Genomic DNA, 26,724 nt, shown 5'->3' on the forward strand with positions numbered 1-26,724 from the left:
ATCGTTTCTTGAAGGCAATGCCGATCTGCCCCGCGTTACCACTCGAAGATCACCACGGAGACGATATGCCATTCATTTGTGAAAATGTCGAGTGCCGAGCTGTACTTGCCCGCAAACAGGTCAAACCGAATCGGGACCACAATTCGTTCTACTTCTATTGCCCCGACTGCAACACGCGAAACGAGCTGATCGACGTTGGCGCTGCCGGCGGTCCGCTGGAACTGATTCAACCCGTGCGGCAAGGGCTCCCGCACAAGGTGGTCGCCACCGCCCGGCCTCTCGAGGACGGAAGATACGCGGCGCAGTTGAGTATTCAGAAAGCGCTCGGCATCAAGGGTCCGTTTGCCGCCGAAGAGCACTGGGACCAGCTTGGCATTTTCCCCGATCCACAAGACGCCGTCAGCTATGCGAAGACCACGGCGGCAGATTGGCTGGGCGCTGACTTTAGCCACTAGAAAACAACACCGAACGGTTCGGCGTCGCGCTCGCGCGCCGATCCTGAAGGTCTGTTCGTGAACGTCTCGTAGGCTTCTTCTAATTCGCCGCCTACGCAACCTGTACCCGATCGGAGTCAGTGGCCGGCCCCGATTCGGGCAGCAGTCCAGCCGGTCGTTTCGACAACACGGGCGTGATCTGGCGCAGAGCGCAATGCTCGCGAGTGAGCCTTGATCCGCATCGCCAAGGGCCCGTTTCTGCCCGCCCGAACCTCCCGATAAAACTCCACCAAACGCGTAAGTTTGATAGGCTTGCTGTTTGCCTTGGCCAATGGGGAAGCTCGAACTAAACGCTGGAGCTTCCCCACGCGCCCCGCGGCAATTTCATGAACGTATCGACCACTCAATCTGCAAACAGCCATGACCGATTCGCCCTCATCTAACGCGAGTGCCGCGTCCATGCCCGAGAGCCCGTTCGTCGACCGGCTCGGCGCGCAGCTTCTGTCGGCCGCGGACGGCGCCAGCGAAGTCGTGCTGCCGTTGCGGCACGATCATATGAACACGTGGGACGTCGCCCACGGCGGCGTCACGATGACGCTGGCCGACATCGCGCTTGCAATGGCCGCGCGCAGTCTGGCCGGCGACGGCGTCGGCGTCGTCACGGTCGAGATGAAGGTCAACTTCATGCAGCCGGGCCGCGGCGAATTGCGCGCGAGCGCTCGCGTGCTGCACCGTTCCACTACCATGGCCTACTGCGAAGGCGAGATCCGCGACAGCGAAGGCCACTTCGTCGCCAAGGCGCTCGGCACCTTCAAATACATGCGGCGCCTCGCCGTCGGGCGCGACATCACGCAACAACGCTTGCGCAGCGACCCGTCGGCGAAACCGGGTCCTAGCGACGGCTGAGCGCATGCTTGCGAACCGCGTGCGCATCTGAACGAGACGCGCGCGCCGTTTCTCCCTTCGCAAACTCTGTTCAAATCATTCGCCGATTCATCGGCAACCCATGGAGACGATCGTCATGCCCCAGATCAACCGTCAACTCGTGCTGGCGTCGCGCCCGCAAGGCGCTGTGACGCCCGATAATTTCCGCCTCGTCGAAACACCGCTTGCTCCGCTGGCCGACGGCGAATTGCGCGTGCGCAATCACTACCTGTCGCTCGACCCGTACATGCGCGGCCGTATGAACGACAGCAAGTCCTACGCGCCGCCGCAACCGCTGAACGAAGTGATGATCGGCGGCACGGTGGGAGAAGTGGTGGAATCGAAGAATCCGAAGTTCGCGGTCGGCGACAAGGTCGTCGCGATGTTCGGCTGGCAGGAATACGGCACCTCGAACGGGACCGGCGTGCAGAAAGTCGACGACACGCATGTGCCCTTGTCGGCCTATCTCGGTCCGGTCGGCATGCCGGGTGTCACCGCGTGGTACGGGCTGAACCGCATCATCGCGCCGAAGGCGGGCGAGACAGTGGTGGTCAGCGCGGCGAGCGGCGCGGTGGGCAGCGTGGTCGGTCAACTGGCGAAGCTGGCCGGCGCGCGCGCGGTCGGCATCGCCGGCGGCGCGGACAAGTGCCGCTATGTGACCGAGACGCTCGGCTTCGACGCCTGCGTCGATTACAAGGCCGGCAATCTCTATCAGGACCTCAAGGCCGTCACGCCGAACGGCGTGGATGGCTACTTCGAGAACGTCGGCGGTGCCGTGCTCGACGCGACGCTCGCGCGCATGAATGCGTTCGGCCGGATCGCGCTGTGCGGGTTTATCGCGGGCTACGACGGCGAACCGTTGCCGCTCAAGCATCCGTCGCTGATGCTTACGCAGCGTCTGCTCGTGCAAGGCTTCATTGTCAGCGAGCATATGGACGTGTGGCCGGAAGCGCTCAAGCAACTCGGCACGCTGGTCGCGCAAAAGAAGCTGCAGTATCGCGAAACCATCGCGCAAGGACTCGAAGCGGCGCCCGAGGCGTTTATCGGTCTGCTCAAAGGCAAGAACTTCGGCAAGCAACTCGTCAAGCTGATCTGATCGCGCAGGCGCTCACCAGCGTGAAGCGAATCACACAACACGCCGATCAAACCAGGAGAGTCAAACGATGTTCGAATTCGCAGGCAAGGTGGCGGTGATCACCGGTGCGGCGAGCGGTTTCGGCCGCGCGTTCGCGCAGAAGGGCGCGTCGCTCGGCATGAAGCTCGTGCTCGCGGACGTCAACCCCGACGCGTTGGCGCAAACCGTCGAAGCTGTGCGTGCCGACGGCGCCGAGGCGATCGGCGTGCCGACGGATGTCGCCAGCGCGGCGCAGGTCGAAGCGCTCGCGCAGGCGGCGCTCGACGCCTACGGCCGCGTGCATCTGCTGTTCAACAACGCGGGCGTGGGCTCGGGCGGCCTCCTGTGGGAAAGCTCGGCGAACGATTGGTCGTGGGTATTCGGCGTGAACGTGATGGGCGTCGCGCACGGCGTGCGGGTTTTCACGCCGATCATGCTGGCGCAGAACGAGCCCGCGCATATCGTCAACACCGCGTCCGTCGCGGGACTGCTGTCGCCGCCCGCGATGGGCATCTACAACGCGTCGAAGCACGCCGTGGTGTCGCTCACCGAAACGCTGTATCACGACCTGCAGTTGGCGCAAGCCAACCAGGCAGAGGCGGAGGCGGAGGCGGGCGGCCTGGTCGGCTGTTCGCTGCTGTGTCCGGCCTTCGTGCCGACCGGCATCGCCGATGCGGAACGCGCGCGCCCCGCGGACCTGCGCAACGACAGCGGACCGACGCGCTCGCAGATCGCCGCGGGCAAGCAACTGCAGCGTGCCGTGCAATCGGGCAAGCTGAGTGCCGGCGATGTCGCCGACCTCACCTTCGAAGCGATCGCCGCGCGGCGTTTCTATATCGTCACGCATCCGGCCATCATGGCGACGGTGAAGCTGCGTCACGAGGATATCGAGCAGTTGCGCAATCCCATCGATCCCATGTCGCTCAAGCCGGAAGTGAAGAACGCCGGTTAGGCGCGACTGTGATCGCATCGGCGGCGCGCCAACGCGCCGGTTTCTTTTAAACCTTAGGTGCTCACGCGCCAACAGACGCACCATGCCGCTGAATCCGAAGATCGAGCAGGTACTCGATATGATCGCGCGGGCCAAACGCCCGAAGCTTCACGAAATGACCGCGCAAGACGCGCGGGCCTCGTACGAAAAAAGCGCACCGATTCTGGAAATCGCGAGCGCGCCGATGTTCGCGCTCGAAGATCTACGGATCCCGACACGCGACGGCGCGACGATTCGCGTGCGTCTGTATCAAGCGGTCGAGCCAAGCTGGCCCGAACCCGCGCCGGCGTTGGTGTACTACCACGGCGGCGGCTTCACGGTGGGCAGCGTCGATACGCACGATGCGCTGTGCCGGATGTTCGCGCGCGACGGTCAGTGCACGGTGTTGTCGGTGGATTACCGGCTCGCGCCGGAGCACAAGTTCCCCACGGCCGTCGATGATGCGTTCGACGCGTTGCGCTGGCTGCATGAGCATGCGGCGGAATACGGCGTGGACAGAGCCCGGCTCGCGGTGGGCGGCGATAGCGCGGGTGGCACATTGGCCACGGTTTGCGCGGTCCTCGCGCGCGACGCCGACATCGAACTCGCCCTGCAACTGCTGATCTATCCAGGCACGACCGGCTACCAGCAAACCGATTCACACTCGCGTCTCGCCGACGGTTTTCTACTGTCGGGCGACACGATCCAATGGTTCTTCGAGCAATACGTACGCGATACGAGCGACCGCGACGACTGGCGTTTCGCGCCGCTCGACGGCCAGCGTAGCGCGCCCGATTTCAGCGCCGTTGCGCCGGCGTGGATCGCTACCGCCGAATACGATCCCTTGAGCGATGAAGGCGATGCCTACGCGGAGAAATTGCGCGCCGCGGGCAATGCGGCCACGCTCAAGCGCTATCCGGGCATGATCCACGAGTTCTTCAAGATGGGGGGCTACGTACCCGAGGTCGCTGAGGCGCACGCGGATGCCGCGGCGGCATTGCGCGCGGCTTTCGGCATCGAGTGAACGCGGTTTGCCTAGCGCTTGGCGGCGCACCGTTGGTGGTCAGCGCCAAATGTCGAGCGACGAAGGGCGAACTGTAGGCGACAAGCGGCGAACCGCCGCCATGCCGCCCAACAAGCATCACCCCATCTCGCGTTCGATATTAAAAGCGAAGCTGCGCTCGAAGTCGCCGGGCCGCACGATGCGGTGCGAGCCGTTGTCGTCGCTGCGCTCGGCGACGGCCACGCTGATCACCTGGCCATGCACGGCCACGCGCAACGCCGTCGTGCCGCGCGTGCCGTACTCCGGCGTTTCGATAAACGCCGCCGACAACGCCCGTTCCCGTTCGAGCGGAATGCCGGTGGACGGCAACTCGTCGTCGCGTGCGAGGCGCGGATCGCGCATCAGATCGATCAGCCTTTCGAGCGGCGGCATTGCGTCGCGCGCGAGCAGCGTGGCCAGTTCGGTGCGCTTTTTCAGCAGCTTCGGCCACGCGGTATCGAGCACCGCGTTTGAGATGCCATGCGTGCCCGGCGCGAGCAGCGTGGGCGCGAGGCCACCCCGGTTGCAATACCAGGCGAGTTCGCGGCGCGTCCAATCGCCCACCAGCAGATTGAACCCGTTGTAGATGTCGCCGGTTTGGGCGACGTGCTGCAGGTACGCCAGCGGCGTGGCGTGCGGGTTCCCGGTCGCATCGCGCGTGGCGGCTTTCAGCCAGTCGCTGACGAGCGTGCCGCGGGTCGGCGCGTCGGCGCGCATTTCATGCGGCGCGCGGTAATTGGTCAGCGCGGCGAAGCGGCCGTCGCGCGACATGCCGAGCCACGTGCCGCCGCCCTGAAGATCGCGGCCGGCCAGCACGCCCGGCGCGTCCTGCCACCAGCTGATCGGCTCGGCGGTGCGGCGAAAGAATTCGTCGCGATTCGCGGCGAGCGTGAAGAGCGGGCCGTCGACCGCGTCGGGTCGCCAGTCGAAGACGATCAGGCACATCGGGGGCATCTCCCGGTGGGGGCATTGCAGGTGAAGAGGCCAGTGAAAAGCGGCGCCTGATTGCGCCGCTTCGTACCGCGAGAGAGCTTTAAACTTCGGTCGGCAACCCGTAGGGCAACGGCAGAAACCGCAGCGCCGGGCCGTCCGCCGCGCCCAGATGCACCGAGCCGTTTTCCAGCGCGGCGAGCTTGATCTCGACCAGCACATCGACCCCACCGTCCGGCGCCCACGCCGCGTTCACGACCATGCCGCAGGGCTGGCCCGGATCGTCCGAATGAAACAGTTCCGCGCCGGCGCGCACCGTGTCGAGCTCGCCTGGCACGTTAGCGAGCGAGGTGCGCCGCTTGATCGTGCCGCGATACTGGCTGCGCGCCACGACTTCCTGACCGGGATAGCAGCCTTTGCGGAAATTTACCGCGCCGAGCACGTCGAAATTGACCATCTGCGGCACGAATTGCTCGACCACCGGCTGCGTGATGCGCGGCTCGCCCGCGCGAATGTCGAGCCAATCCCACACGGCGGGCGAGACGCGTTTGAGTTTTTCGTCGAGCAAGGGCAGCAGCGACTCGACCTGTGCTTTCGGGCCGATCCACAGAAAACGCAGGTGCTCGAGCGCGTCCGGCACGCGAATCAGCGAGCCCGCCGCGCCGTCCACTTTCACATGCACGCCGTCCGGCAGCGCGTCGAACACGCCCGAGAGCGCCTTGCGCACGTCGCCGGCAAGACCGATCACGGCCAACTCGCCGCTCGCATCCACAAGCTTGGCCTTAGCGCGCAGGACGAACATGGAGAGCCGCTTCTGCACGGCAGCCTGCACGTCTTTCGACGCCAGCAGGCGGATCGTATCGCCGCTGCGCCACGTCAGGAACGATGCGAGCAGACGCCCCTTGGCCGAGCAGTAGCCGGCCAGGCGCGCGTTGGCGGCATCGAGATGCTGGGTGTCGTTGGTCAACTGGCCATGCAGGAAGCTCGCCGCGTCGTCGCCGGTGGCGTCGACCACGCCGAACTGCGTGAGCGGCATGTACGCGCCGTGGTGGATGACGGCGTCGAATTCATCGGCAGAAGGGCGCGGCAGCGTGGGCAGAACGGCGGGCGTGGCGGCAGCGGCCGTAACGGCGTTGCCAGAGGGAGTGCCTGAAGCGGTAGCGAGCGGTGTGTTCATGGATTCCGAGAACAGTCAATTCTGACTTTAGCTAAGGCAAACAAGTATTATATGCAGTCCAACCTTGCCACGTTTCGCATGTCCCTTCTGAAGAAATGTTTCGTCGCCGGCGCAATCGTCGTTGTGCTGGCCGCAGCCGCCATTGCCGGTGGGTATCATTGGGCCAACAGCCCGCTCGATCTGAACCCCGCGCAACTCGATGTCACCGTCAAGCCGCACAGCAGCTTGCGCAGCGTCACGCTGCAGCTCAATCGCGGCGGCGTGCCGGTCGAGCCGGAACTGTTCGTCATCATGACGCGGCTGCTAGGGCTGCAAAGCGAGCTGAAATCGGGCAACTATGAATTCAAGACGGGCGTGACGCCGTACGAGGTGCTGCAGAAAATCGCTCATGGCGACGTCAACGAATACGTGGCGACCATTATCGAAGGCTGGACCTTCAAGCGCATGCGCGCCGAGCTGGACGCCAATCCGGCGCTCAAGCACGACACGATCGGCATGAGCGACACGGATCTGATGAACGCGATCAACGCGCCGGAGGCGTCGATCGGCAATGGCGAAGGGCTGTTTTTCCCGGATACGTATCTGTTCGACAAGAACACCAGCGATCTCGACGTATACCGCCGCGCCTATCGCCTGATGCGTCTGCGTCTGGATGAAGCATGGACCGCGCGCGCGCCGAACCTGCCGTACAAGACACCGTACGACGCGCTGACCATGGCGTCGATCATCGAAAAGGAAACCGGCAAGAAGTCCGACCGGCCGATGGTCGCCGCGGTGTTCGCGAACCGTCTGCGGGTGGGCATGCCGCTGCAAACCGACCCGACCGTGATCTACGGCATGGGCGACAGCTACGCCGGTCATATCAGGAAAAAAGACCTGCAGACCGACACTCCCTACAATACCTACACCCGGATGGGCCTGCCGCCAACGCCCATCTCGCTGCCCGGCGTGGCGTCGCTGCAAGCGGCGTTGAATCCGGCGCAAACCACCGCGCTCTATTTCGTGTCGCGCGGCGACGGCAGCAGTATCTTTTCCGACACCCTCGGCGATCACAACAAGGCCGTGGACAAATACATTCGAGGGCAATGATGGCGCGGGGCAAATTCATTACGTTTGAGGGCATCGACGGGGCGGGCAAGACCACCCATCTCGGCTGGTTTCGGGAGCGCCTCGAACAGAAAGTCGCGAGCGCCGGCCGCTCGGTCGTGATGACGCGCGAACCCGGCGGCACGCCGCTCGGCGAGCAGATCCGCGAGATCGTGCTGCATCAGAAGATGGACCTCGAAACCGAGGCGCTGCTGATGTTCGCGCTGCGCCGCCAGCATCTGGCCGAGGTGATCGAGCCTGCGCTCGCGCGCGGCGACTGGGTGCTGTCGGACCGTTTCACCGACGCGACTTTCGCCTATCAGGGCGGCGGCCGTGGTCTGCCGCGCGACAAGCTGGAAACGCTGGAGCGGTGGGTGCAGGGCGGTTTTCAACCGGACCTGACGGTGCTGTTCGACCTTGCGCCTGAGGTTGCCAACGAACGGCGCAGCGCCGTGCGCGATCCGGATCGCTTCGAGAGCGAGTCGGTGGCGTTTTTCAACCGCACGCGCGCCGAATATCTGCGCCGCGCCGAAGAAGCGCCGTATCGGTTCGTTATCATTGACTCCGCGCAGAGCATTGTGCAGATTCAGAGAAAGCTTGATGAGTTGATTGCAGTGCTTTGATTTTAAAAGAATATAGACTTGCCTTATAACACGACGCAGAGTTCGCGTTGCACCTCAAAAAACCTCTGCAATAGTTTGATTTAAAGAGAAACGATGATTTATCCGTGGCAAGCCGATGACTGGAACCGCCTGCAGCAGCTGCGCGGCCACTGGCCGCACGCCCTGTTGCTGCATGGACAGGCCGGCATCGGCAAGCTGCGCTTTGCGCAGCACCTCGCGCAAGGTCTGCTGTGCGAGGCGCAACAGCCGAACGGCGAGCCGTGCGGCGCTTGCGTGGCCTGCAACTGGTTCGCGCAGGGCAATCATCCGGACTACCGGATCGTCGTGCCCGAGGCGCTCGCCGCCGAAGCCGGTCTGAACAACGCTGCGGACGAAAAAGCCGACAAGGCCGACGCTGACGAAGGCAAGAAGACCCGCGCCCCCAGCAAGGAAATCAAGATCGAGCAGGTTCGCGGCCTGCTCGACTTCGTCGGCGTGGGTTCGCATCGCGGCGGCGCGCGTGTGGTCGTGCTGTATCCGGCGGAAGGGCTGAACATCGCCGCGGCCAACGCGCTCCTGAAGACGCTCGAAGAACCGCCGGCGGGCGTCGTGTTCCTGATGGTGTCGGCGCGCATCGACCGCCTGCTGCCCACCATCATCAGCCGCTGCCGCCAGTGGCCGATGACCGTGCCCGCGCCCGACGTGGCGACGAAATGGCTCGCCGCGCAAGGCGTGGCCGAAGCGCCCGCGCTGCTCGCCGAAGCCGGCGGCGCGCCGCTCACCGCGCTCGCGCTCGCCAGCGACGAGAACCGCGCGCTGCGCGACTGGACGCTCAAGCAACTCGCCGCAGGCCCCGATTGCGATGCTTTCGCGTGCGGCGAGGCGTTGCAGAAGCTGCCCGTGCCGCTGGTGCTAGGCTGGCTGCAACGCTGGATGTACGATCTGCTGGCGCAGCGCACGGCGGGTGCGCCACGTTATTTTCCCCAGGCGTCGGCGGCGCTGACGCGTTGCGCGTCGCAGGCCGATGCCAGCGCGTTCGCGCGCTTCATGCGCATCGTGACGCGCCAGCGTGCCGTCGAGAACCATCCGCTGAATGCGCGGCTGGTGTTCGAGGAACTGTTTATCGGTTATCGCGAGTTGTTCGCCTAAGACCTGTCCGCGAGGTGCGCGGTCGCGGCGGGCGCGCTTTGCAGCGCTTTACCGCACCAGGCGGACGGCGCCGGTCCAACTTTCTTCCCGTATTGGCCTTCCCTCCAAGTTCAACGCACCATGAGCCTTTCCTACCGCGATGCCACGCTCGACGATCTGCCCGCGATCGTCGCCGTCTACAATTCGACCGTGCCGTCGCGGCAGGTCACGGCGGATCTCGAACCCGTCAGCGTCGAAAGCCGGTTGGGCTGGTTTCACGCGCACGGTCCGCAAAAGCGGCCGCTGTGGGTGGTGGAAGACGCGGAGCAGCCCGGCCGCGTGATCGCGTGGCTGAGTTTTTCGGATTTCTACGGCCGTCCCGCGTATCAACGCACCGCCGAAGTCAGCATCTATCTCGACGAAAGCGCGCGCGGCCGCGGCCTCGGCAAGCAATTGCTGGCGGCATCGCTGGCGGCGGCGCCGGCGCTCGGCATCGACTCCGTGCTCGGCTTTATCTTCGGCCACAATGAGGCGAGCCTGCGCCTGTTCCGCAGCTTCGGTTTCGACACGTGGGGCTCGTTGCCACGCGTGGCCGTGCTGGATGGCGTGGAGCGCGATCTGGTGATTCTCGGCAAACGCCTGGACTCCGCCGCAGCCGCCGCCTGATTCACTTCGAGCACTTCTTAAGCAGGACATCACCATGTTTGTCGACTCGCACTGCCATATCAACTTCGAAGGACTCGCCGACCGCCTGCCGCAGGTGCTCGAAAATATGCGCAGCCATTCGGTCACGCATGCGCTGTGCGTTTCCGTCGATCTGGAAACGCTGCCGTCGGTGCTGGATATCGCCGACCGGTACGAGAACGTCTACGCGTCGGTCGGCGTGCATCCGGATCACGAGGACATGCGCGAGCCGAGCGTCGCCGAACTGGTCGAACTGGCCGCGCACCCGAAGGTGGTCGCGATCGGCGAGACGGGGCTCGACTACTACCGGCTGGAGGGTCGCTCGATCGCCGACATGGAATGGCAACGCGAGCGCTTTCGCACGCATATCCGCGCGGCGCATGCTACGGGCAAGCCGCTGATCATCCATACGCGCTCGTCGTCGGAAGACACGCTGCGCATCATGGCCGAGGAGCGCGCGGGCGAGCCGGGCGGCGTAATGCATTGCTTTACGGAACCGTGGGCCGTCGCCGAACAGGCGCTGGCGCAGAATTTTTACATCTCGCTGTCGGGCATTGTCACGTTCAAGAGCGCGACCGACGTGCAGGACGTCGCGCGGCGCGTACCGCTCGAGCGTTTGCTGATCGAAACCGACTCGCCGTACCTCGCGCCGGTGCCGTATCGCGGCAAGCCAAATGAACCTGCGTACGTGAGTTATGTCGGACGGTTCATCGCGCAGCAACGCGAGATGCCGGAAACGGCGCTGGCCGCCGCGACCACGCAGAACTTCTTTCGCCTTTTCAAGATCCCCGCGCCGGCTGGCGCGTGAGACGTAAAGTCGATCATTATCAAAAGGATAGGGACGTTTCCTAAAGTTAAATATGAGAGAAATTTCGATGTCGATTGCAGAGAATCAGGTCCATTCAGCGGCGCATGGCGTGCTGGCATCGGCGCGGCGTGGCGCCTCGCGCGTCGCATTCGCGGCCGCGCTGGCCTGTGCCGCGCTGACTTCGTTGGTGGTGTCGCCGGCTCAGGCTGCGCCGATCGATTCGCTGATCAAGTCGGTCAAGTTCGACGACGTCGACGGCGTCAACAAACTGCTCGCCAAGGGCATGGACCCGAACAGCGTGGATAACCAGGGCATGCCGCTGCTGGTGCTGGCCGCGCGCGAGAAATCGGACAAGGTCGGCGCCGCGCTGGTCGCCAATCCGAAAACGAACATCGAGATTCAGGACAAAGCCGGCGAGAACGCGATGATGATGGCCGCGCTGAACGGCGACCTCGACTTCGTCAACCTGCTGATCGCAAAAGACGCCGAGGTGAACAAGAAGGGCTGGGCGCCGCTGCACTACGCGGCGGCGAACGGGCACGACGATATCGTCAAGGTGCTGCTCGACCATTCGGCCTACGTCGACGCCGGCTCGCCGAACGGCACCACGCCGCTGATGATGGCCGCTCGCGGCGGCCACGTGTCGACGGTGAAGCTGCTGCTCGACAACGGCGCGGATCTGACGGTGAAGAACCAGATCGGTCTGACGGCGCTCGATTTTGCCAAGACGTACAAGGAGCCGGACGTGGTCGAAGGGCTGACCGCGCGCCTGCAGCAGATGCAACAGAAGTGATGAGCGCGGCGGTGCGGGTCGGCGGTTGACGGGCAGAGAGGGTGTGCCGGCCGCTCAGCGCTTGGCACCGGCCAGTCGGGTCCGCTGGCTGCTCTGGCCCCGCTGGCAGAGCACCACCCCTACAACCGCCAAAGCGCAAAAATACCGGCGCAACGGCCGCCGCCACGCATTGCAGTAAAAAGTGCCTGAAGATAGCGCGGGCGCACACGCTTGCGCTTCGCAAAACAGTGCAGAATGACGACTTTGGCGCGCCGCCTGGGCGTGCCGTTCGGACGCGGCGAAAGACCGCCTGATAAACGACCCTGGAAAGGAACACCATGCTGCGGGCTTTGATTTTCGCCAGCGCGCTCGCCGTACCGGTATCGGCAGCCGCGTTTACGGGAGGCGACCTCAACAAGCTGTGCACCAAGACTGATGTGGCATCGCGTAGCGCGTGCGCCGCTTATATCGAAGGCGCCGCTGACGGCATCTTCAATACCATCGACGCGATCGGCGGCACGACGGGTCCGCGCGTCGGCCAGTACTTCTGCTTGCCGCAGGACGCGCGCTCGGCGCAGTTGACCGATGCGGTGCGCAAGTATATTGCCGAGAATCCGAACGTCGCGGGCTACAACGCCAGCACGGCGATCTCGCTGGGACTCGGCAAAGCGTTTCCCTGCAAGAGCGGTAGTTGATTGTGAACTGAATCACGGCTGACATGCCTTGTGCGCTCCGTGGCGGGCGCGTCGGGCGCTCAGCCTGCGGGTGTGTTTCCGGTTTCAGCGGCCGGAATCCCGCTTGGGGCTTCTTCGAAGGCCGCCTGAAAACTGGTCTGAACCGTGGCCGTCGGTTTGCAGAAACGGCGGGTTTCCGGCACCTTTCCGCGATCGCGCAGACGAACGACCTAAGATGTCTACAGGCAGTCTGTGACGGCGCGCAGTCGTCCGTCTCGCGCCTGCTTCAACGCCGGACGCTTCGCCGACGGCGCCGTCGGCCTTCTTGCTCGTCACGCAACACCGAAGCCGTGTTCGAGGCTCGCGGGTCATGCGCCCGTTCCGCGCGGGTTCTGTTCCCCACCCAAGCCAGGAGGAAAATCCCCTTCATGCCAACTTTCGACGACCTCAGCCGCATGGCCGAAGCGCCGCTGCATACGTGGGTCGGCGCCTTGCTCGTCTCCGTCATCGCGATGGTGCTGGCCGTGGGCATCCATCGGATCGGCGCGCGCATCGTGACGCGGCTCGCGCGGCCTTATCCACTGACGAGCGTCGTGTTGCGCTATATCGACAAGCCCTCGCTGTTCGTGCTCGTGATCCTCGCGCTGGAGGCCGTATGGTGGGAAGCGCCTGACACGCTGACCTTCATCACGCCGCTGCGCGACGCCGTCGCGATTACGCTGATCGGCGGAATGACGTGGCTGTCCGTGCGCTCGGCGGCGGCGATCGGCGAGGCGATCATTCAGGCCCATCCGCTCGACACCGCCGACAACCTGCAGGCGCGCCGCATTCACACGCAGGCGCGCGTGCTGGCCCGTTCGGTGATGTTCGTCATCGTGATCATCGGCGTGGGCGGCGCGTTGATGACGTTTCCGAGCGTCCGGCAGATCGGCGCGAGCCTGCTGGCGTCCGCGGGCGTGGCCGGCTTGGTCGCCGGTATTGCGGCGCGGCCGGTGCTCGGCAATCTGATCGCCGGCTTGCAGATCGCGCTATCCCAGCCTATCCGTCTCGACGACGTCGTCGTGATTCAGGGCGAGTGGGGGCGTATCGAGGAAATCACCGGCACGTATGTGTCGGTGCGTCTGTGGGACCAGCGGCGGCTGATCGTGCCGCTGCAATGGTTTATCGAAAACCCGTTTTCCAACTGGACCCGCAGCAGTTCGCAGATCATCGGCACGGTGTTTCTGTACGTCGATTACCGCATGCCGCTCGCGCCGTTGCGCGAGGAACTCGCGCGCATCGTCGAGGACGCGCCCGAATGGGACCGCCGCGTGCAGGTGTTGCAGGTCACGGACGGCACCGAGCGCTCCATGCAATTGCGCGCGCTCGTCAGTTCGCTCGACTCCGGCCTGAACTGGGATTTGCGTTGCCGGGTGCGCGAAGGTCTGCTCGACTTCATTCAACAGCACTATCCGCAGTACCTGCCGCGGGCGCGCGCGGAAGTGTCGGCGGAACTCGAAACCGGCAACGGCGCACCACTCGATTGGGTGCCGCGCGGCACGCAGACGCCGGCCGGCAGCACCGCCGCGCATACCGAGGCCGATCCGGTGGCAAGCCGCGCGGGACGGCCGTCGGCGGTCGGCGTGCCGGGGCCGGTGAAAGAAAAAGTTTGACGGCGCAAAGCGGCAAATGTTGAGGTCGCGGTGCCGATAGATGCAACTGATCGGGCACCAAAACAGTCGAACCGTCCACTCACTCACGAATCCGGCGCGGCGGCGCGTGCTTCATGTGGTTGGGGTTCTCGACGCGCAACCGGGCGCGAGACACATCGAGCACCTGCGAAGGCACGGAGCGCGCCGCGCGAACCAAGGAGGACATGCAATATGGGCCGACTCATCGTCGTGTCGAATCGCGTCGCAACGCCGACGGAAACCAGGGGCTCGGCCGGCGGCCTCGCCGTCGGCGTATTCGGCGCGCTGAAGGACGCCGGAGGCGTGTGGTTCGGCTGGAGCGGCGACGTGGTCAGCGAGACCGTCGCCAACGCGGGTCCCACGCTGGAGCAGGACGGCGCGGTGACTTTCGCGACCGTCGGTCTGACGCGCAAGGACTACGACCAGTACTATCGAGGCTTCTCGAACGCGACGCTGTGGCCGGTATTCCACTACCGCAACGACCTCGCGCGCTACGAGCGCGAGGAGTACGCGGGCTACCGGCGCGTCAACGCGTGGCTCGCGCACAAGCTGATCAAGCTGCTCGAACCCGACGACGTGATCTGGATTCACGACTACCATCTGATCCCGTTCGCCGAGGCGCTGCGTAATGAGGGCATCACGAATCGCATCGGCTTCTTCCTGCACATTCCGTTTCCCGCGCCGCAGATCCTGCTCAATATTCCGCCGCATGAAGAGCTGGTGAAGTCGCTGTCGTGCTACGACCTGCTGGGCTTTCAGACCGCCACCGACGAACTCGCCTTCAGGGATTACGTCACGCGCCACGCGCGCGGCACCGTGGGCGCGGACGGCGTGGTCGAAGCATTCGGTCGCAAGCTGCGCACGGGCGTGTACCGGATCGGCGTGTTCCCCGACGAAATCGCCGAGCAGGCGAAGCGCTACGAAAGCCGTCAGCACGTGCTCGACCTGAAGCAGAGCCTGGAAGGGCGCAAGCTGATCATGAGCGTCGACCGGCTCGATTACTCGAAGGGTCTCGTCGAGCGCTTCCGCGCGTTCGAGCATCTGCTGGAGCGCTCGCCGGAATGGCGCGGCAACGTCACGCTGGTGCAGATCGCGCCGCCGACCCGCTCGGACGTCGCCACCTATCAGAAGATTCGCCAGGATCTGGAGTACGAAGCAGGGCGCATCAACGGCCGCTACTCGGGGCTCGACTACACGCCGATCCGCTATCTGAACCAGCAGTACGACCGCTGGAAGCTGATGTCGCTGTTCCGCGAATCGCAGATCGGTTTCGTCACGCCGCTGCACGACGGCATGAACCTGGTCGCGAAAGAATACGTCGCCGCGCAGAATCCCGACGACCCCGGCGTGCTGGTGCTGTCGATTTTCGCGGGCGCGGCGGCGGAGCTGACCGGCGCGCTGCTGGTCAATCCGCATGATGCGATCGGCATGTGCGAAGCGTTGCAGCGCGCGTTGCAGATGCCGCTCGACGCGCGTCAGCGGCGTCACGAGATCAACATGGAGGCGCTGCGCAAGAACGATCTCGGCGTGTGGCGCGACACCTTCCTGCGCGATCTGCGCAGCGTGCCGGCGCGGAAGCCGGGCAACGGCGGCGGCCATAAGTAATGGGGCGTGTCGACCAGTGTTTGTCCGGCTTCGGGAACGGCGGCGTGAGCGCGTGTTCAGGTGCGGCAGGGTTGAGGGACACGCGCGCCTGCGCGACTGAATGTCGGGCCGGCGCATGCTGACCACTCTGGCAATTGCGGGCTATCGCTCGTTGCGCGAGTTGATCGTGCCGCTCGGCAGGCTGAACGTGATCACAGGTGCAAACGGCAGCGGCAAGTCGAGCGTGTATCGCTCGCTGCGGCTGCTGTCCGAAGCGGCGCGCGGCGGGTTGATTACTTCGCTCGCGCGCGAGGGCGGCTTGCCGTCGACGCTATGGGCCGGTCCTGAGCGCTTTTCGCGGGCCGTGCTGGCGGGCGAGTTCGCGGTTGAACCGCTGCGCCGCAAGGAGCCGGTCAGCCTGCGGCTCGGGTTTTCCGGCTCTCAATTCGGCTATGCGATCGATCTCGGTCTGCCGCTTGTCAATCGCGCCACGCGCTTCCCGCTCGATCCCACCATCAAACGCGAATGCATCTGGAGCGGGCCCGTGCTGCGGCCGTCGGCCTTGCTGGTCGATCGTCACGGCCCGGCGCTGCGCACACGCGACGAGCAGGGCGACTGGCAGACCATTCCACAACCGGTCGCCAGCTTCGACAGCATGATGACGGAGTTCTCCGACCCGCGCACCGCGCCGGAGATGATCACGGTGCGCGAACAGATCCGCTCGTGGCGCTTCTACGACCACTTCCGCACCGACGCCGATGCGCCCGCGCGTCTGCCGCAGATCGGCACGCACACGCCCGTGCTCGCGAACGACGGCGCGGATCTCGCCGCCGCCTTGCAGACCATCCGCGAGATCGGCGAGCCGGTCGCGCTGGACGCCGCCATCGACGACGCCTTCCCCGGTTCGCGCCTCGAGGTTGCGACCCAGGACGGCCGCTTCGAAGTGACGATGCAGCAGCACGGCCTGCTGCGGCCGCTGAAAGGCGCGGAGTTGTCTGACGGCACGTTGCGTTATCTGCTGCTGGTCGCGGCCTTGCTGACGCCGCGTCCGCCCGAATTGCTGGTGCTGAACGAACCGGAGACGAGCCTGCATCCGGACCTGCTGCCGGCGCTCGCGCGCCTGATCGCGCGAGCTGCCGCGCATTCGCAGGTGCTGGTGGTGTCGCACGCCGCGCGTCTGATCGCAGCGCTCGAACGCGAAGAGGCGAGTCAGTCCATCGTGCTGGAGAAGCAGTTCGGCGCAACTCGCATTACCGATGCAGACGATCGCGATCTGCCGGCGTGGAATTGGCCTGCGCGCTAAGCAGGAGAAGCCGTCCGCGCGCCGAGCCGGATGTAAGCTGAATGTAACAGCACCGAGGAAATGCAAGACAAGAGGCTTTTTGTTGTCCCGTAGTGAATAATGCTTCGATGCCGGTGGTGCACGCGGCCGGCTCGGGCCGTTGCATTGATCGGAGGTATCGGCGCTGTCATACTCAGCGCCGCTGGCGCGCACCGCCTCGAGGCGCAAGCCGTCAGCTTACGGAGACAATATATGAAGATTGCGCAGATCGCCCCTTTGACCGAATCGGTGCCGCCGAAGCTTTATGGCGGCACGGAGCGCGTCGTGTCGTACATCACCGAAGCGCTGGTCGATCTCGGACATGACGTGACGCTGTTCGCGAGCGGCGACTCCGTTACGAGTGCGAAGCTCGAAGCCGTCTGGCCGCGCGCGCTGCGTCTCGATCCCGGCATTCGCGACCGCGTGGCGCCCCACATGCTGCTGATGGAACTGGTGCGCCGCCAGGCCGAGAATTTCGACGTTCTGCATTTTCACCTCGACTACTACTCGTTCTCGGTCTTCAAGCGTCAGGACACGCCGTTTGTCACCACCATGCACGGCCGCCTCGATTTGCCCGAGCAGCAGCCGGTGTTTGACACGTTCAACACCGCGCCGGTGATCTCGATTTCGAATTCGCAGCGGCATCCGCTACCGCAGGCCAAGTGGCTAACCACCGTCTATCACGGCTTGCCTGAGCAGCTCTACACGCCGCAGCCGGTCGAGCAGAAGTACCTCGCGTTTCTCGGCCGGATCTCGCCGGAAAAACGTGTCGATACCGCGATCCGGATTGCGGGCCGTTGCGGCTTGCCGATTCGCATCGCCGCGAAAGTGGATGCCGCCGATCGCGAATACTTCGAGCGCGACATCCGGCCGTTGCTGGACTTGCCCCACGTCGAGTTTATCGGCGAGATCGCGGATCACCAGAAGGCCGAATTCCTGTCCGGCGCGCACGCGCTGCTGTTTCCGATCGACTGGCCGGAGCCGTTCGGCCTGGTGATGATCGAAGCAATGGCATGCGGCACGCCGGTGATCGCGTTCAATCGCGGCTCGGTGCCGGAAGTGCTGGAAGACGGCGTGACGGGTTATATCGTCGAAGACGAGATCGGCGCGGTGGCGGCGGTCAATCGCCTGCACAAGATGCCGCGCGCGGGCGTGCGCCAGCGCTTCGAAGAGCGCTTCACTTCGCGCCGCATGGCGCAAGAATACGTGGATGCCTATCAGATGGTGATTCGTGCGCAGAAGCGTTCGCGCTTTAAGGTGATCGATACGTCCGGAACCTGAGCGGAAGCGATCCGGCTCGCCCGGCAGGGTGAAAAAAGAGCGGCGATGCGTGATGCGCATCGCCGTTTTTCGTTGGCGCACGACTTAAGACGATCGGGGCGTTGCAACAGGCGCCGGGCGGTCATCATGGACGCGGCCCGCGTGCAGTCCACAAAAGCTCACCGGCGCGGCGCATGCCACGTTGCTGAGGTTGCAAAGGCAGACTGCGCAGGATTGCGTCTGATGCGGCCACCGCTGCTCACGGAACCCGGCGGATCAGACGCACACCCCGCAGACCGGCCAAAGGCTCGCGCGTCGGTTAGATCTTCAGACGCGAAACCTTGGTGCCTTGCAGCGATACATCGGCCATCAGACCGGCGTTGGTCAGCACGAACACTTCGACCGGAGCGGTGGCCGTGGTGGTGTCGATCGCGCCGTTGGCGCCCATCTTGATCAGCGCGACGGACGCGTCGCCGCCCGCCGACCAGCCGTCGGCATTGCGGAATTTGTCCAGTGCATCCTGCGTCATGAACAGGAAGATGATCGCCTTCGACTGCGCACCTGCCTGCAGGCCGAACGAACCGGAAATCGTGCTGTAGTAACCGACCGTGCCGCCGCCTACGCGCAGCGCACCTTCGCCATACTGTCCGCCGACCACGAAGCCCACCTGCAGCACTGAAGGGAACACCAGAACGCCACGCGCCTTCGAGACCAGTTCGTGCGAACCCTTCACGGTCGTGTAGAGCCGCGACATGGTGCCGTCGACGCTAGCGTCGATCGACTGTCGTTTGGCTGAGTCGGTGGCGGGGGTATCGGGGTTGCCTTTATTGGTCGTACAACCAGCGAGTGCAAGGCCTCCGAAAGCGAGCGCAGCGGTAGTCTTCAGCATGAAGTTTCGTCTTTGCATCGTTTTTCTCCGTCATGGTTCCGGGGCGCAACCTCATCTGTTTAGCCAGGTTGCTTTTGAGTTATATCACACGCAAGCCCAAAAGGCGCACTTCCTCGTCAGGCGAAAAGCCTTGTGCAGCGGGGCTTTCGGGCTAATCGTAAGACACCATGCCGTAATTTTGACCGGCGGCGCAGGGCGCGTTGAAGCTGCGTATAGCGCGCGTTGAACGGGTTCGCGTGAATCGCGCCGGGTTCCGCCAAAGCCAATCGGAGCAGGACGGCCACCGCTTCGACCATTCGTTTTTACCGATTTTGCGCCGTGCGAACGGGCTTTGAAACGAAATTGAAAGTGTTGTCGCGACGCCGCAGATCGGCTCTGCATTCGGCCTTCCGATCCCGGCGCGCTCAACCGTGGTTCGCCGGACTTTTGACCGCTGGCGGACGCCGCAGCGCGCGGCGCACCATGCCGACCAGCACGCCGAGCAGAAACAGCGCCACGGCCGGCACGATCCAGTAGCCGACGAAAGCGTGCCAGAGATAGGCCATCAGCGTGGAGCGGCGCACGCTGTATTCATTGCGGGCGTCCTGCTGACGCTGCGCGTTGGCGGCCAGCACATCGGCCGGACAGCCCGCCGCTTGCGCTTCGTCGGGCTTGCCATGACAGCGCGCGGGGGCGCCGGCGGCACGCTGCGCGGCGGTGAAATTCCAGCTGGTCAGCGCACGGTCGAGGTCGACGGCGTTGTACGCCATTTCCTCCCGGATCTCGCTCACCGCCACGATCGCCACGGGCACCGCCCAGAATATGATGACGACCAGCCACCGCCTCAACCAGCGGTTTTTATGCTTCGATACCATCCTTGCCTCCGATGGATGCTCTGCAGCACCAACGACAAGATGGCGGCCCGTCTAATGTTGTATGGGGGTGGGCCGTCTCCGCAGCCATCATAGAAGAAAAATGGCGGGTTCGGGCGGGTGGACTGCGCGGGAAGGGGCGGGACGCGGACAGCGAGCGCCGGACAACGGCATCGCTGTGTTCGAGCGGAGTACGCTCAGGCGCCGCGCTTGGCGCGCGACGCCGATTCGCCGTGTTTAATTAGCCGGTGCCGACGACAGGCAGGTCTTCATGAACGCCTTGCGGTCGTCGCCCTTTTTGCCGGTGGCTTGCGTGTTGCACGCCTTCATTTTGTCCTGCTGGCTCATTGGGGCAGCGGCGGCCGGTTTCGCGGACAGGCAGGTTTTCATGAACGCCTTGCGGTCGTCGCCCTTCTTGTCGCCGGCCTGCTTGTTACAGTCGGCCATTTTGGTCTGCTGGCTGTTATCTGCGAACACCGGCGAAGAAACGAGGACGGCACCCAGCACCAGCGTTGCGATAGCGGATTGGATTTTCATGTGACACTCCATCGGTGGTGAAAACGTTTTTGGTCGTTCATGCGCGCGGGCGTCAACGGTATCCAGGACCCTCGGCACGTTCATTATGGCAAATGCTGTCTGCGAGAACGGCTGGAAACGCAATCCGGTTGACAGTGCCCGACACTCGTTTTCCCTTACGTGACGGGGACTGGCGGCGGATTGGCGGATAAAACGCGAATGGCGCCACATGGAATTATGTTATGCATTCCAGATTAAATTCGTGAATTGAATTCAAGCGAATTAGCACTAAACAATTCCGTGAGATCGATGAAAAATTCGAGCATGCTTTGCGTATTGCTGCACATGCAATTGAATTGTAATTCGGCAGGAAAATCCACTACCCAACATATGGGTAATATCGACCAGAAGGCATGCCGTCGATTGCGCAACTGGTTCGCTCTCACACCGGCCAAGGAGGCTCATGATGCACTATCTGTTGATGTACGACCTGGTGTCCGACTACCTCGAACGGCGGCCAGCGTACCGCGATGCGCATCTGAAGCTCGCGTGGGCGGCCGTCGAGCGCGGCGAGTTGTTGCTGGCCGGCGCGCTGGCCGAGCCCACGGATACCGCCGTCCTGCTCTTTCAAGGGGACTCTGCCACTGCCGCCGAAGCCTTTGCCAAGGCCGATCCGTATGTACTCGCCGGCCTCGTGACACGCTGGCGCGTGCGTGAATGGACGACGGTGGTGGGCGAGGGCGCGGCGAAACCCGTGCGCTGAACGCAGGCCGTCCGGTTGTAACGGCGAAGGGGCGAGCGGCGAAACACGTCGCTTGCCTGGCGCTCCTGTGTCCCTCACACCGCGCGATTTCCTTGCCGTTGATGCACTGCACATAGATTGATCAATGCTGGTTGCGGCTCATCAGTCGATCGACCAAAGCCGAGCCAAAATGCATTGAAATCTCGCCGCGGACGAACCGCGGATTCATAAACGTTATTCGTCGTGATGCCTGCGTGTTGTGCGCTGCAATAGCATCATTTTTCTTCTGGAAGCGACTCGACTTTTGTGACGGCATTGCGAGGAAAGACGCAGCAAAAAGGACAAGATTGTTTCTATCCGTAACACTTGTCTCATTGATATTCACGCAAACCCTGGTGATGGTATGCTTCGTGCACAAATTCTCCCATGCACGAGTGAGACCACGTTTTGTGCTTCGCAATAGGGACAAGCCGCACTAAGTCGGGGCGGTTATGACCAGCCAACAAAACGTACAAAACATATTTGTGCAACCGAGGCCTGCACACGGGTCGTGAAAGTTGAATCCGTGGCAGTCCAAAGCCGCGGCCTGGCCAGGCTGCGTGGAGAAAATCCAATGTTTTTCGATGAGCTAAGCAATGACGAATGGGCGCTGCTGGCAGCGCTTGTTTCAGATGAGCCGGCCGTCCGTCTAAACCGACGCGGCCGGCCCCGCGCCGAACCGCGCATCGTGGCGAATGCCGTCCTGTGGATTCTGACAACCGGTGAACCCTGGTCGAAACTGCCCGGGCGCTATCCGTCGGGTCCGACTTGCCGGCGCCGTTTTGAAGAGTGGCAATTGAACGGCACGCTTCTCGAGATGGTTCGGCTGTTATCGCAAACGGGGCGCACCTTTGCGTACGTCCCCCAACCGGCGCCGCCCGTCGCGGCCAAACCTGCGGCACCGGTAGCGGAAACGCCCAGCGCGCGCGACGAGCATCTGCGTGGCGTGTCCTGGAGAAGCCCCGAGTCATGGCAAGCGCCTGGCGGCGTGTCGAGCAGCCTGGGCAACTGGCGTTCGGCCGATCCGATTGCCGACATGACGCGGCAGCTGTCCGGCGTCACGCATGCGCCGCCGGTGTCTCGTACGCCAGCCGCACCCGCCGCAGCACCCGCACGGCACGTTGTGCGGACGGGCTTGCCGCGTCCGGACGAGGCGCGCGCGGTCGGTGCGGCCATGCATGGTTTGAATTCGGCCATCGTGTCGGCGCGCGGCACATCCGCGCCTGACGATCGGCGCAACCCGCTGTCGATGAGCCTCGCGCCACGCGGCACGGAAATCGCCGATCGGAGCGGATACGTGATTTACATCGCGGCCGAGCCGGTGCCGAACGCCATGTATCGGGCGTGGGCGGAAATCATGAAGGACGGCAAACGCGTCGAGCGTTCCGGCCTCGTCGGCCCGCGCTTTGCGCAAAGTGAAGCGGCGGAGCAATACGCGCTCGACTGGGCGCGGCAATGGATCGACCGCGAATGCCTCACGTTGGCGGCTGCGCAGCAATCCGCCGCCGAGGTTCAGGCAGCGGCTCATGTTCCGGCGAATCCGGCGCCCGTCGCGGCGCGTCCGTTGCCTGCCTTGCGCCATGTGCCCGAGCCGGTCGCGGCCAATCACGGCGCGCCGTTGCATGGACCGCTCAACGCGTTCCGCGGTCCGTTGCGCCGCTATCCGGGCGAACCGGCCGCTGCCACCGCAGCGACCGAGAGCAGTGCGTCCGATCGTTACCCGTCGTACACAGAACTCATCTCCCACGCGGGGTGAGCGCGGCGGCTAGCACAGCAGTTCCCCGCGGCCGGTAGGAGCAACCGCCGCAGGTTCCCGCTTCATTCGTTGTGACATTCGCTGTGATTCACTGGTGTTGTCAGAAGGACGCCGTTCGCCGACGCCCCTCATTCACGCGCGTTACTGGCGTCCGTAGGTATCGTCGAAGCGCACGATATCGTCTTCGCCGAGATACGAGCCGGACTGGACCTCGATCATTTCGAGCGGCATCTTGCCCGGGTTCTCGAGGCGGTGGGTGACACCCAGCGGAATATAAGCCGATTCGTTTTCGGAGACGATAAAGCGCTCTTCACCGCGTGTGACGAGCGCCGTACCGCGCACGACGATCCAATGTTCGGCGCGGTGATGATGCATTTGCAGCGAGAGCCGCGCACCCGGTTTCACCACGATCCGTTTGACCTGGAAGCGCTCGCCCGTGTCGACGGAATCGTAGTTGCCCCACGGGCGATGCACCTTGCGATGGTTGGCCGCTTCCAGCCCGCCGTCGTTGCGAATCCGGCCCACGATCTTCTTGACGTCCTGCACGCGCGACTTGTCGGCGACCAGAATGGCGTCGGCCGTTTCCACCACCACGAGATCCTGCGTGCCGACACAGGCAATCAGGCGTCCTTCCGAATGCGCGAAGGTCGAAGCCGCGCCTTCGAACATCACGCGTCCGCGCCCCACGTTCTGATCGGCGTCCTTGTCCGAGATATCCCAGATCGCGTCCCACGAACCCACGTCGGACCAGCCTGCCTGCAACGGCACGACCACGCCCGAAGCCGCGCCTTGATCGTTGCCGAGCTGCTCCATCACCGCGTAGTCGATCGAATTTGACGGCGAAGCGCTGAACGCGTCGCGCTGCAGACGGAAGAAGTCGCCGTCCGCCTTGCCGCCTGCGAAGGCTGCACTGCAGGCTTCGTAAATGGCCGGCTGGAAATGGCGGATCGCCTTCAGCCACGTGGACGCGCGCATGATGAAGATGCCGCTATTCCACCAGTACTCCTTCGATTCGATATAGCGCTGCGCCAGTTCCAGATGCGGCTTCTCGACAAAGCGATCGAGCTTGTGCGCGCCGACCTTGCCGGTCACTTCCGCGTCGGCCTCTTGCGTGTGATTAGTCGTGCCAAGCGCCGCGCCGATGCGAATGTAGCCATAGCCCGTTTCCGCGCGCGTCGGCACGATACCCATCGTGACGATATGGCCGGCCGCCGCATGCTGCACGCCGGCGGCCACGGCCGCATGAAATCCGTCGATGTCGGTGACCGCGTGATCGGCGGGCATCACGACCATGATGCCGTCTTCGTCCTGCGCGGCGACCGAGAGGGCGGCCACCGTGAGCGCCGGCGCGGTATCGCGGCCGACGGGTTCGAGAATCAGCCGGGTTGGCTTGCCGCTCGTGCGCAACTGCTCGGCGGTGGTGAAGCGCTGTTCTTCGTTGGCTACCACGACGAGTTGCTCGGTGAGCGGATAGTCTGCCTCGAGTCCTTCGAGACGGCGCGTGGTGGACTGCAGCAGCGAATCGTCGCCGAGCAGCCCGATCAACTGTTTCGGGTGCTGTTCGCGCGACATCGGCCACAACCGCGTGCCGGAGCCGCCCGCCAGAATCACGGGATGAACCTTGAGCTTGACGTTCAGGGACTTGACTTGCGTGGACCGGGTGTCGGCGGGCGTTGCCGTAACCGGAGCTGTCATGATGGACTCCTCGAGGCTGGGTGAATGCGTCAAGTTTTATCACGAACTTTGGAATCAATAAAAGCGCGTTAAATAGAAACTATATAAAACGCCTAATTCGTTTCTCCATTTCGTGAAGAAAAAATGTCCGGATAATTTTTAAAAAAGAAAAATTACCCGAAAAAAATGGCGGACCATTTTTTTACCGCGGTCCATGCGTCAGAATGATGGCGGAGCGAGATGCGCAAGCTTCGCAGGAAAGCGCGCTCAAAGTACGAGATTGGCTTAGGCAAAGGCTCGCAGGACGCCTGTGGAAGGGCGAATTCGGTAACAATTGCCGAACAAAATTCAGAAAAAATGCCGAAACATTGACCGATACAATTTGAGATATTTTGCGCTCTTGCAGTGGGAATTTTAATATCGCTTTATCTATACCTGAACAAGGGTATTCACTCATTCCGACACAGGTTTCCCATTCGGCTGCTCAGGCAGTTTTTTCGGGTGGGAAACAGAAGGGCAATTAGCACCGGTTCAAACAGTTACGCGTCGCGCATGGATTTGCATGACGCGGTTACCGGCGTTGTGCGTCCCTTTGCCGGATTGCATTTCAACCAACCAGCGGATGGCACTTGACTGACGAACTGAGGGGCAGCGCATGCTGAGCGTTCTATCGAGAATCATCGACATCGCCATGGTCGCGCTCGGCGCCGCCATCGCGGCGGCCGTGCACAGCGGGAAAGTCGTGTGGCTGGACGATATGCAAAGCGTCTCGCTCGCGTTCGACTGCCTGCTGGTGGTGGTGTTTTTCCCGGCGCTCGGGATCTATCAATCGTGGCGCGGCAAGCCGCTCTACGACCTGCTGTGCCGCGTAGGGGGTGGCTGGCTGCTGGTGGAAGTCACCGGCGTGCTGATCAGTTTCAGCCTGCACCGTTCGGACAGCCTGTCGCGGCTGTGGCTCGTCTATTGGGCCGTGGCCACGATCGTGCTGCTGATCGTCACCAAGGTGATCGTCTATTCGATTCTGCGCGGGCTGCGCCGCGAAGGCTTCAATCAGCGCGCGGTGGCGATCGTCGGCGGCGCGCCTTACGGGCGCTTTCTGATCCAGCAGATGCGCAGCCGTCCGGACGCGGGTTTCTCGCCGGTCGTGGTGTTCGATGAAGACAGCACGATCAATCACTATGAAGACCCGGATGCGGGCGAGGCGATCGAAGGCGTGCCGGTCGAGCGCGACTATCAGCGCATGCTGCAGCTCGTGCGCCAGCGCGCGATTCGCGAACTGTGGCTGGCGCTGCCGATTTCGAAAGAGAAAGCGATCCATCGCTTCGTGATGGATCTGCGCAACGACTTCGTGAACATCCGCTTCATTCCGGACGTGCGCAGCCTGACGCTCTTCAATCAGCCGATGGTCGATCTGCTCGGCGTGCCGGCGATCAACCTGGCCGCCTCGCCGATCACCGATCTGCGCGTGCTGCCCAAGCGCGTTTTCGATCGTCTGTTCGCGCTGGCCGCGCTGACCGCGCTCGCGCCGGTGATGCTAGTGATCGCCGCCGCGGTGAAGATCAGCTCGCCGGGCCCCGTGTTCTTCCGGCAGAAGCGCAAGGGCATCGACGGCAATCAGTTCGAGATCTACAAGTTCCGCTCGATGAAGGTGCATAAGGAAGAGCACGGCAGGATCACCCAGGCCACGCGGCGCGATCCGCGCATCACGGCGGTCGGCGCGTTCCTGCGGCGTACCAGTCTCGACGAACTGCCGCAGTTCATCAATGTGCTGCGCGGCGAGATGTCGGTGGTCGGTCCGCGTCCGCATGCGCTCGAGCATGACGACATCTACAAGGATCTGGTGAAGGGCTACATGCACCGCTACCGGATCAAGCCGGGCATTACCGGATGGGCGCAGATCAACGGCTATCGCGGCGAAACCGACCGCATCGAAAAGATGATGGGCCGCGTCAAGCTCGATCTGTACTACATGCAGCACTGGACCTTCTGGCTCGACATCAAGATCGTCGTGCTGACGCTGTGGAAGGGTTTCGTGGGCAGCAACGCTTACTAAGCCCGTTCCTCAATCAACTCCATT

The 26,724-nt window shown here is 63.6% G+C and carries 26 protein-coding genes; 19 read left to right on the forward strand and 7 right to left on the reverse strand.

What is annotated here, in order from left to right; genetic code table 11:
* Positions 1-65: 65 nt before the first annotated feature.
* From B0G80_RS02935 to B0G80_RS02955, 5 genes are all read left to right on the forward strand, one after another.
* A complete protein-coding gene (locus B0G80_RS02935) occupies positions 66-455 on the forward strand; it encodes a hypothetical protein (RefSeq protein ID WP_116116917.1) in 390 nt (129 codons plus the stop codon).
* A gap of 399 nt (positions 456-854) precedes the next feature.
* A complete protein-coding gene (locus tag B0G80_RS02940; RefSeq protein WP_106281118.1) occupies positions 855-1,340 on the forward strand; it encodes a PaaI family thioesterase in 486 nt (161 codons plus the stop codon).
* A 115-nt stretch (positions 1,341-1,455) separates the two neighbouring features.
* Complete coding sequence (locus tag B0G80_RS02945; RefSeq protein ID WP_116116918.1) at positions 1,456-2,454, forward strand: NADP-dependent oxidoreductase; 999 nt, start codon at positions 1,456-1,458, stop codon at positions 2,452-2,454.
* A gap of 67 nt (positions 2,455-2,521) precedes the next feature.
* Positions 2,522-3,424 carry an SDR family oxidoreductase gene (locus B0G80_RS02950; RefSeq protein WP_116116919.1) on the forward strand — a complete coding sequence of 301 codons (903 nt, stop codon included), beginning with the start codon at positions 2,522-2,524 and terminating at the stop codon, positions 3,422-3,424.
* A gap of 82 nt (positions 3,425-3,506) precedes the next feature.
* Positions 3,507-4,466 (forward strand): alpha/beta hydrolase, encoded by a 960-nt coding sequence (locus B0G80_RS02955; protein WP_116116920.1) that lies wholly within the window; start codon positions 3,507-3,509, stop codon positions 4,464-4,466.
* Between the two features lie 117 nt (positions 4,467-4,583).
* On the opposite strand, the gene B0G80_RS02960 is transcribed toward B0G80_RS02955, so the two are convergent.
* Positions 4,584-5,429 carry an NRDE family protein gene (locus tag B0G80_RS02960; RefSeq protein WP_116116921.1) on the reverse strand — a complete coding sequence of 282 codons (846 nt, stop codon included), beginning with the start codon at positions 5,427-5,429 and terminating at the stop codon, positions 4,584-4,586.
* Positions 5,430-5,517: 88 nt separating this feature from the next.
* The gene (locus B0G80_RS02965; RefSeq protein ID WP_116116922.1) at positions 5,518-6,591 is read right to left on the reverse strand and encodes a folate-binding protein YgfZ; all 1,074 of its coding nucleotides are present in this window, start codon (positions 6,589-6,591) and stop codon (positions 5,518-5,520) included.
* Between the two features lie 78 nt (positions 6,592-6,669).
* Between B0G80_RS02965 and mltG the strand changes: the two genes are divergently transcribed.
* From mltG to B0G80_RS03020, 11 genes are all read left to right on the forward strand, one after another.
* Positions 6,670-7,680, forward strand: a complete 1,011-nt coding sequence (gene mltG, locus B0G80_RS02970; protein ID WP_116119487.1) for an endolytic transglycosylase MltG — start codon at positions 6,670-6,672, stop codon at positions 7,678-7,680.
* A complete protein-coding gene (gene tmk / locus B0G80_RS02975) occupies positions 7,680-8,300 on the forward strand; it encodes a dTMP kinase (protein ID WP_116116923.1) in 621 nt (206 codons plus the stop codon). Before mltG ends, tmk begins: the two co-directional genes overlap by 1 nt.
* A gap of 93 nt (positions 8,301-8,393) precedes the next feature.
* Positions 8,394-9,428, forward strand: a complete 1,035-nt coding sequence (locus tag B0G80_RS02980) for a DNA polymerase III subunit delta' (RefSeq protein ID WP_116116924.1) — start codon at positions 8,394-8,396, stop codon at positions 9,426-9,428.
* Between the two features lie 120 nt (positions 9,429-9,548).
* Positions 9,549-10,073 (forward strand): GNAT family N-acetyltransferase, encoded by a 525-nt coding sequence (locus B0G80_RS02985; protein WP_116116925.1) that lies wholly within the window; start codon positions 9,549-9,551, stop codon positions 10,071-10,073.
* Positions 10,074-10,107: 34 nt separating this feature from the next.
* A complete protein-coding gene (locus B0G80_RS02990) occupies positions 10,108-10,899 on the forward strand; it encodes a TatD family hydrolase (protein WP_116116926.1) in 792 nt (263 codons plus the stop codon).
* 67 nt (positions 10,900-10,966) lie between these two features.
* On the forward strand, positions 10,967-11,692 hold the full coding sequence (locus B0G80_RS02995; RefSeq protein WP_408967690.1) for an ankyrin repeat domain-containing protein: 726 nt from the start codon (positions 10,967-10,969) through the stop codon (positions 11,690-11,692).
* Between the two features lie 317 nt (positions 11,693-12,009).
* Positions 12,010-12,366 carry a Rap1a/Tai family immunity protein gene (locus tag B0G80_RS03000; RefSeq protein WP_116116928.1) on the forward strand — a complete coding sequence of 119 codons (357 nt, stop codon included), beginning with the start codon at positions 12,010-12,012 and terminating at the stop codon, positions 12,364-12,366.
* A 407-nt stretch (positions 12,367-12,773) separates the two neighbouring features.
* Positions 12,774-13,997: a mechanosensitive ion channel family protein gene (locus B0G80_RS03005; RefSeq protein WP_116116929.1), complete on the forward strand. Its 1,224-nt coding sequence runs from the start codon at positions 12,774-12,776 to the stop codon at positions 13,995-13,997.
* 210 nt (positions 13,998-14,207) lie between these two features.
* Positions 14,208-15,620 carry an alpha,alpha-trehalose-phosphate synthase (UDP-forming) gene (gene otsA, locus B0G80_RS03010; protein ID WP_116116930.1) on the forward strand — a complete coding sequence of 471 codons (1,413 nt, stop codon included), beginning with the start codon at positions 14,208-14,210 and terminating at the stop codon, positions 15,618-15,620.
* A 115-nt stretch (positions 15,621-15,735) separates the two neighbouring features.
* Positions 15,736-16,902 carry an AAA family ATPase gene (locus B0G80_RS03015; RefSeq protein ID WP_116119488.1) on the forward strand — a complete coding sequence of 389 codons (1,167 nt, stop codon included), beginning with the start codon at positions 15,736-15,738 and terminating at the stop codon, positions 16,900-16,902.
* Between the two features lie 231 nt (positions 16,903-17,133).
* Entirely contained in the window at positions 17,134-18,201 is a 1,068-nt protein-coding gene (locus B0G80_RS03020) for a glycosyltransferase family 4 protein (RefSeq protein ID WP_116116931.1), read from the forward strand.
* Between the two features lie 298 nt (positions 18,202-18,499).
* Here B0G80_RS03020 and B0G80_RS03025 read toward each other — a convergent pair whose 3' ends face one another.
* The 3 genes from B0G80_RS03025 to B0G80_RS03035 all read right to left on the reverse strand — a co-directional run bounded on the left by B0G80_RS03025 (position 18,500) and on the right by B0G80_RS03035 (position 20,457).
* Positions 18,500-19,087 (reverse strand): YSC84-related protein, encoded by a 588-nt coding sequence (locus B0G80_RS03025; RefSeq protein ID WP_106281140.1) that lies wholly within the window; start codon positions 19,085-19,087, stop codon positions 18,500-18,502.
* 386 nt (positions 19,088-19,473) lie between these two features.
* Positions 19,474-19,923 carry a hypothetical protein gene (locus B0G80_RS03030; protein WP_116116932.1) on the reverse strand — a complete coding sequence of 150 codons (450 nt, stop codon included), beginning with the start codon at positions 19,921-19,923 and terminating at the stop codon, positions 19,474-19,476.
* Between the two features lie 234 nt (positions 19,924-20,157).
* Positions 20,158-20,457 (reverse strand): PsiF family protein, encoded by a 300-nt coding sequence (locus tag B0G80_RS03035; protein ID WP_106281143.1) that lies wholly within the window; start codon positions 20,455-20,457, stop codon positions 20,158-20,160.
* Positions 20,458-20,902: 445 nt separating this feature from the next.
* On the opposite strand from B0G80_RS03035, the gene B0G80_RS03040 reads away from it, so the two are divergent.
* The gene (locus tag B0G80_RS03040) at positions 20,903-21,199 is read left to right on the forward strand and encodes a YciI-like protein (RefSeq protein ID WP_116119489.1); all 297 of its coding nucleotides are present in this window, start codon (positions 20,903-20,905) and stop codon (positions 21,197-21,199) included.
* A gap of 121 nt (positions 21,200-21,320) precedes the next feature.
* Here the strand turns inward: B0G80_RS03040 and B0G80_RS45160 are convergent, their stop codons facing one another.
* A complete protein-coding gene (locus B0G80_RS45160; RefSeq protein ID WP_147309827.1) occupies positions 21,321-21,563 on the reverse strand; it encodes a hypothetical protein in 243 nt (80 codons plus the stop codon).
* A gap of 228 nt (positions 21,564-21,791) precedes the next feature.
* Here B0G80_RS45160 and B0G80_RS03045 point away from each other — a divergent pair, with 228 nt between their 5' ends.
* Positions 21,792-22,973, forward strand: coding sequence for a transposase (locus B0G80_RS03045; protein WP_116116933.1), 1,182 nt, complete (start codon positions 21,792-21,794; stop codon positions 22,971-22,973).
* A 141-nt stretch (positions 22,974-23,114) separates the two neighbouring features.
* Here the strand turns inward: B0G80_RS03045 and B0G80_RS03050 are convergent, their stop codons facing one another.
* Entirely contained in the window at positions 23,115-24,668 is a 1,554-nt protein-coding gene (locus B0G80_RS03050; RefSeq protein ID WP_116116934.1) for a mannose-1-phosphate guanylyltransferase/mannose-6-phosphate isomerase, read from the reverse strand.
* A gap of 634 nt (positions 24,669-25,302) precedes the next feature.
* On the opposite strand from B0G80_RS03050, the gene B0G80_RS03055 reads away from it, so the two are divergent.
* Positions 25,303-26,700, forward strand: a complete 1,398-nt coding sequence (locus tag B0G80_RS03055; RefSeq protein ID WP_116116935.1) for an undecaprenyl-phosphate glucose phosphotransferase — start codon at positions 25,303-25,305, stop codon at positions 26,698-26,700.
* The last annotated feature ends 24 nt before the right edge of the window (positions 26,701-26,724 follow it).

Origin of the sequence: Paraburkholderia sp. BL6669N2 (genome assembly GCF_003387275.1) — a bacterium.
Lineage (GTDB): Bacteria > Pseudomonadota > Gammaproteobacteria > Burkholderiales > Burkholderiaceae > Paraburkholderia.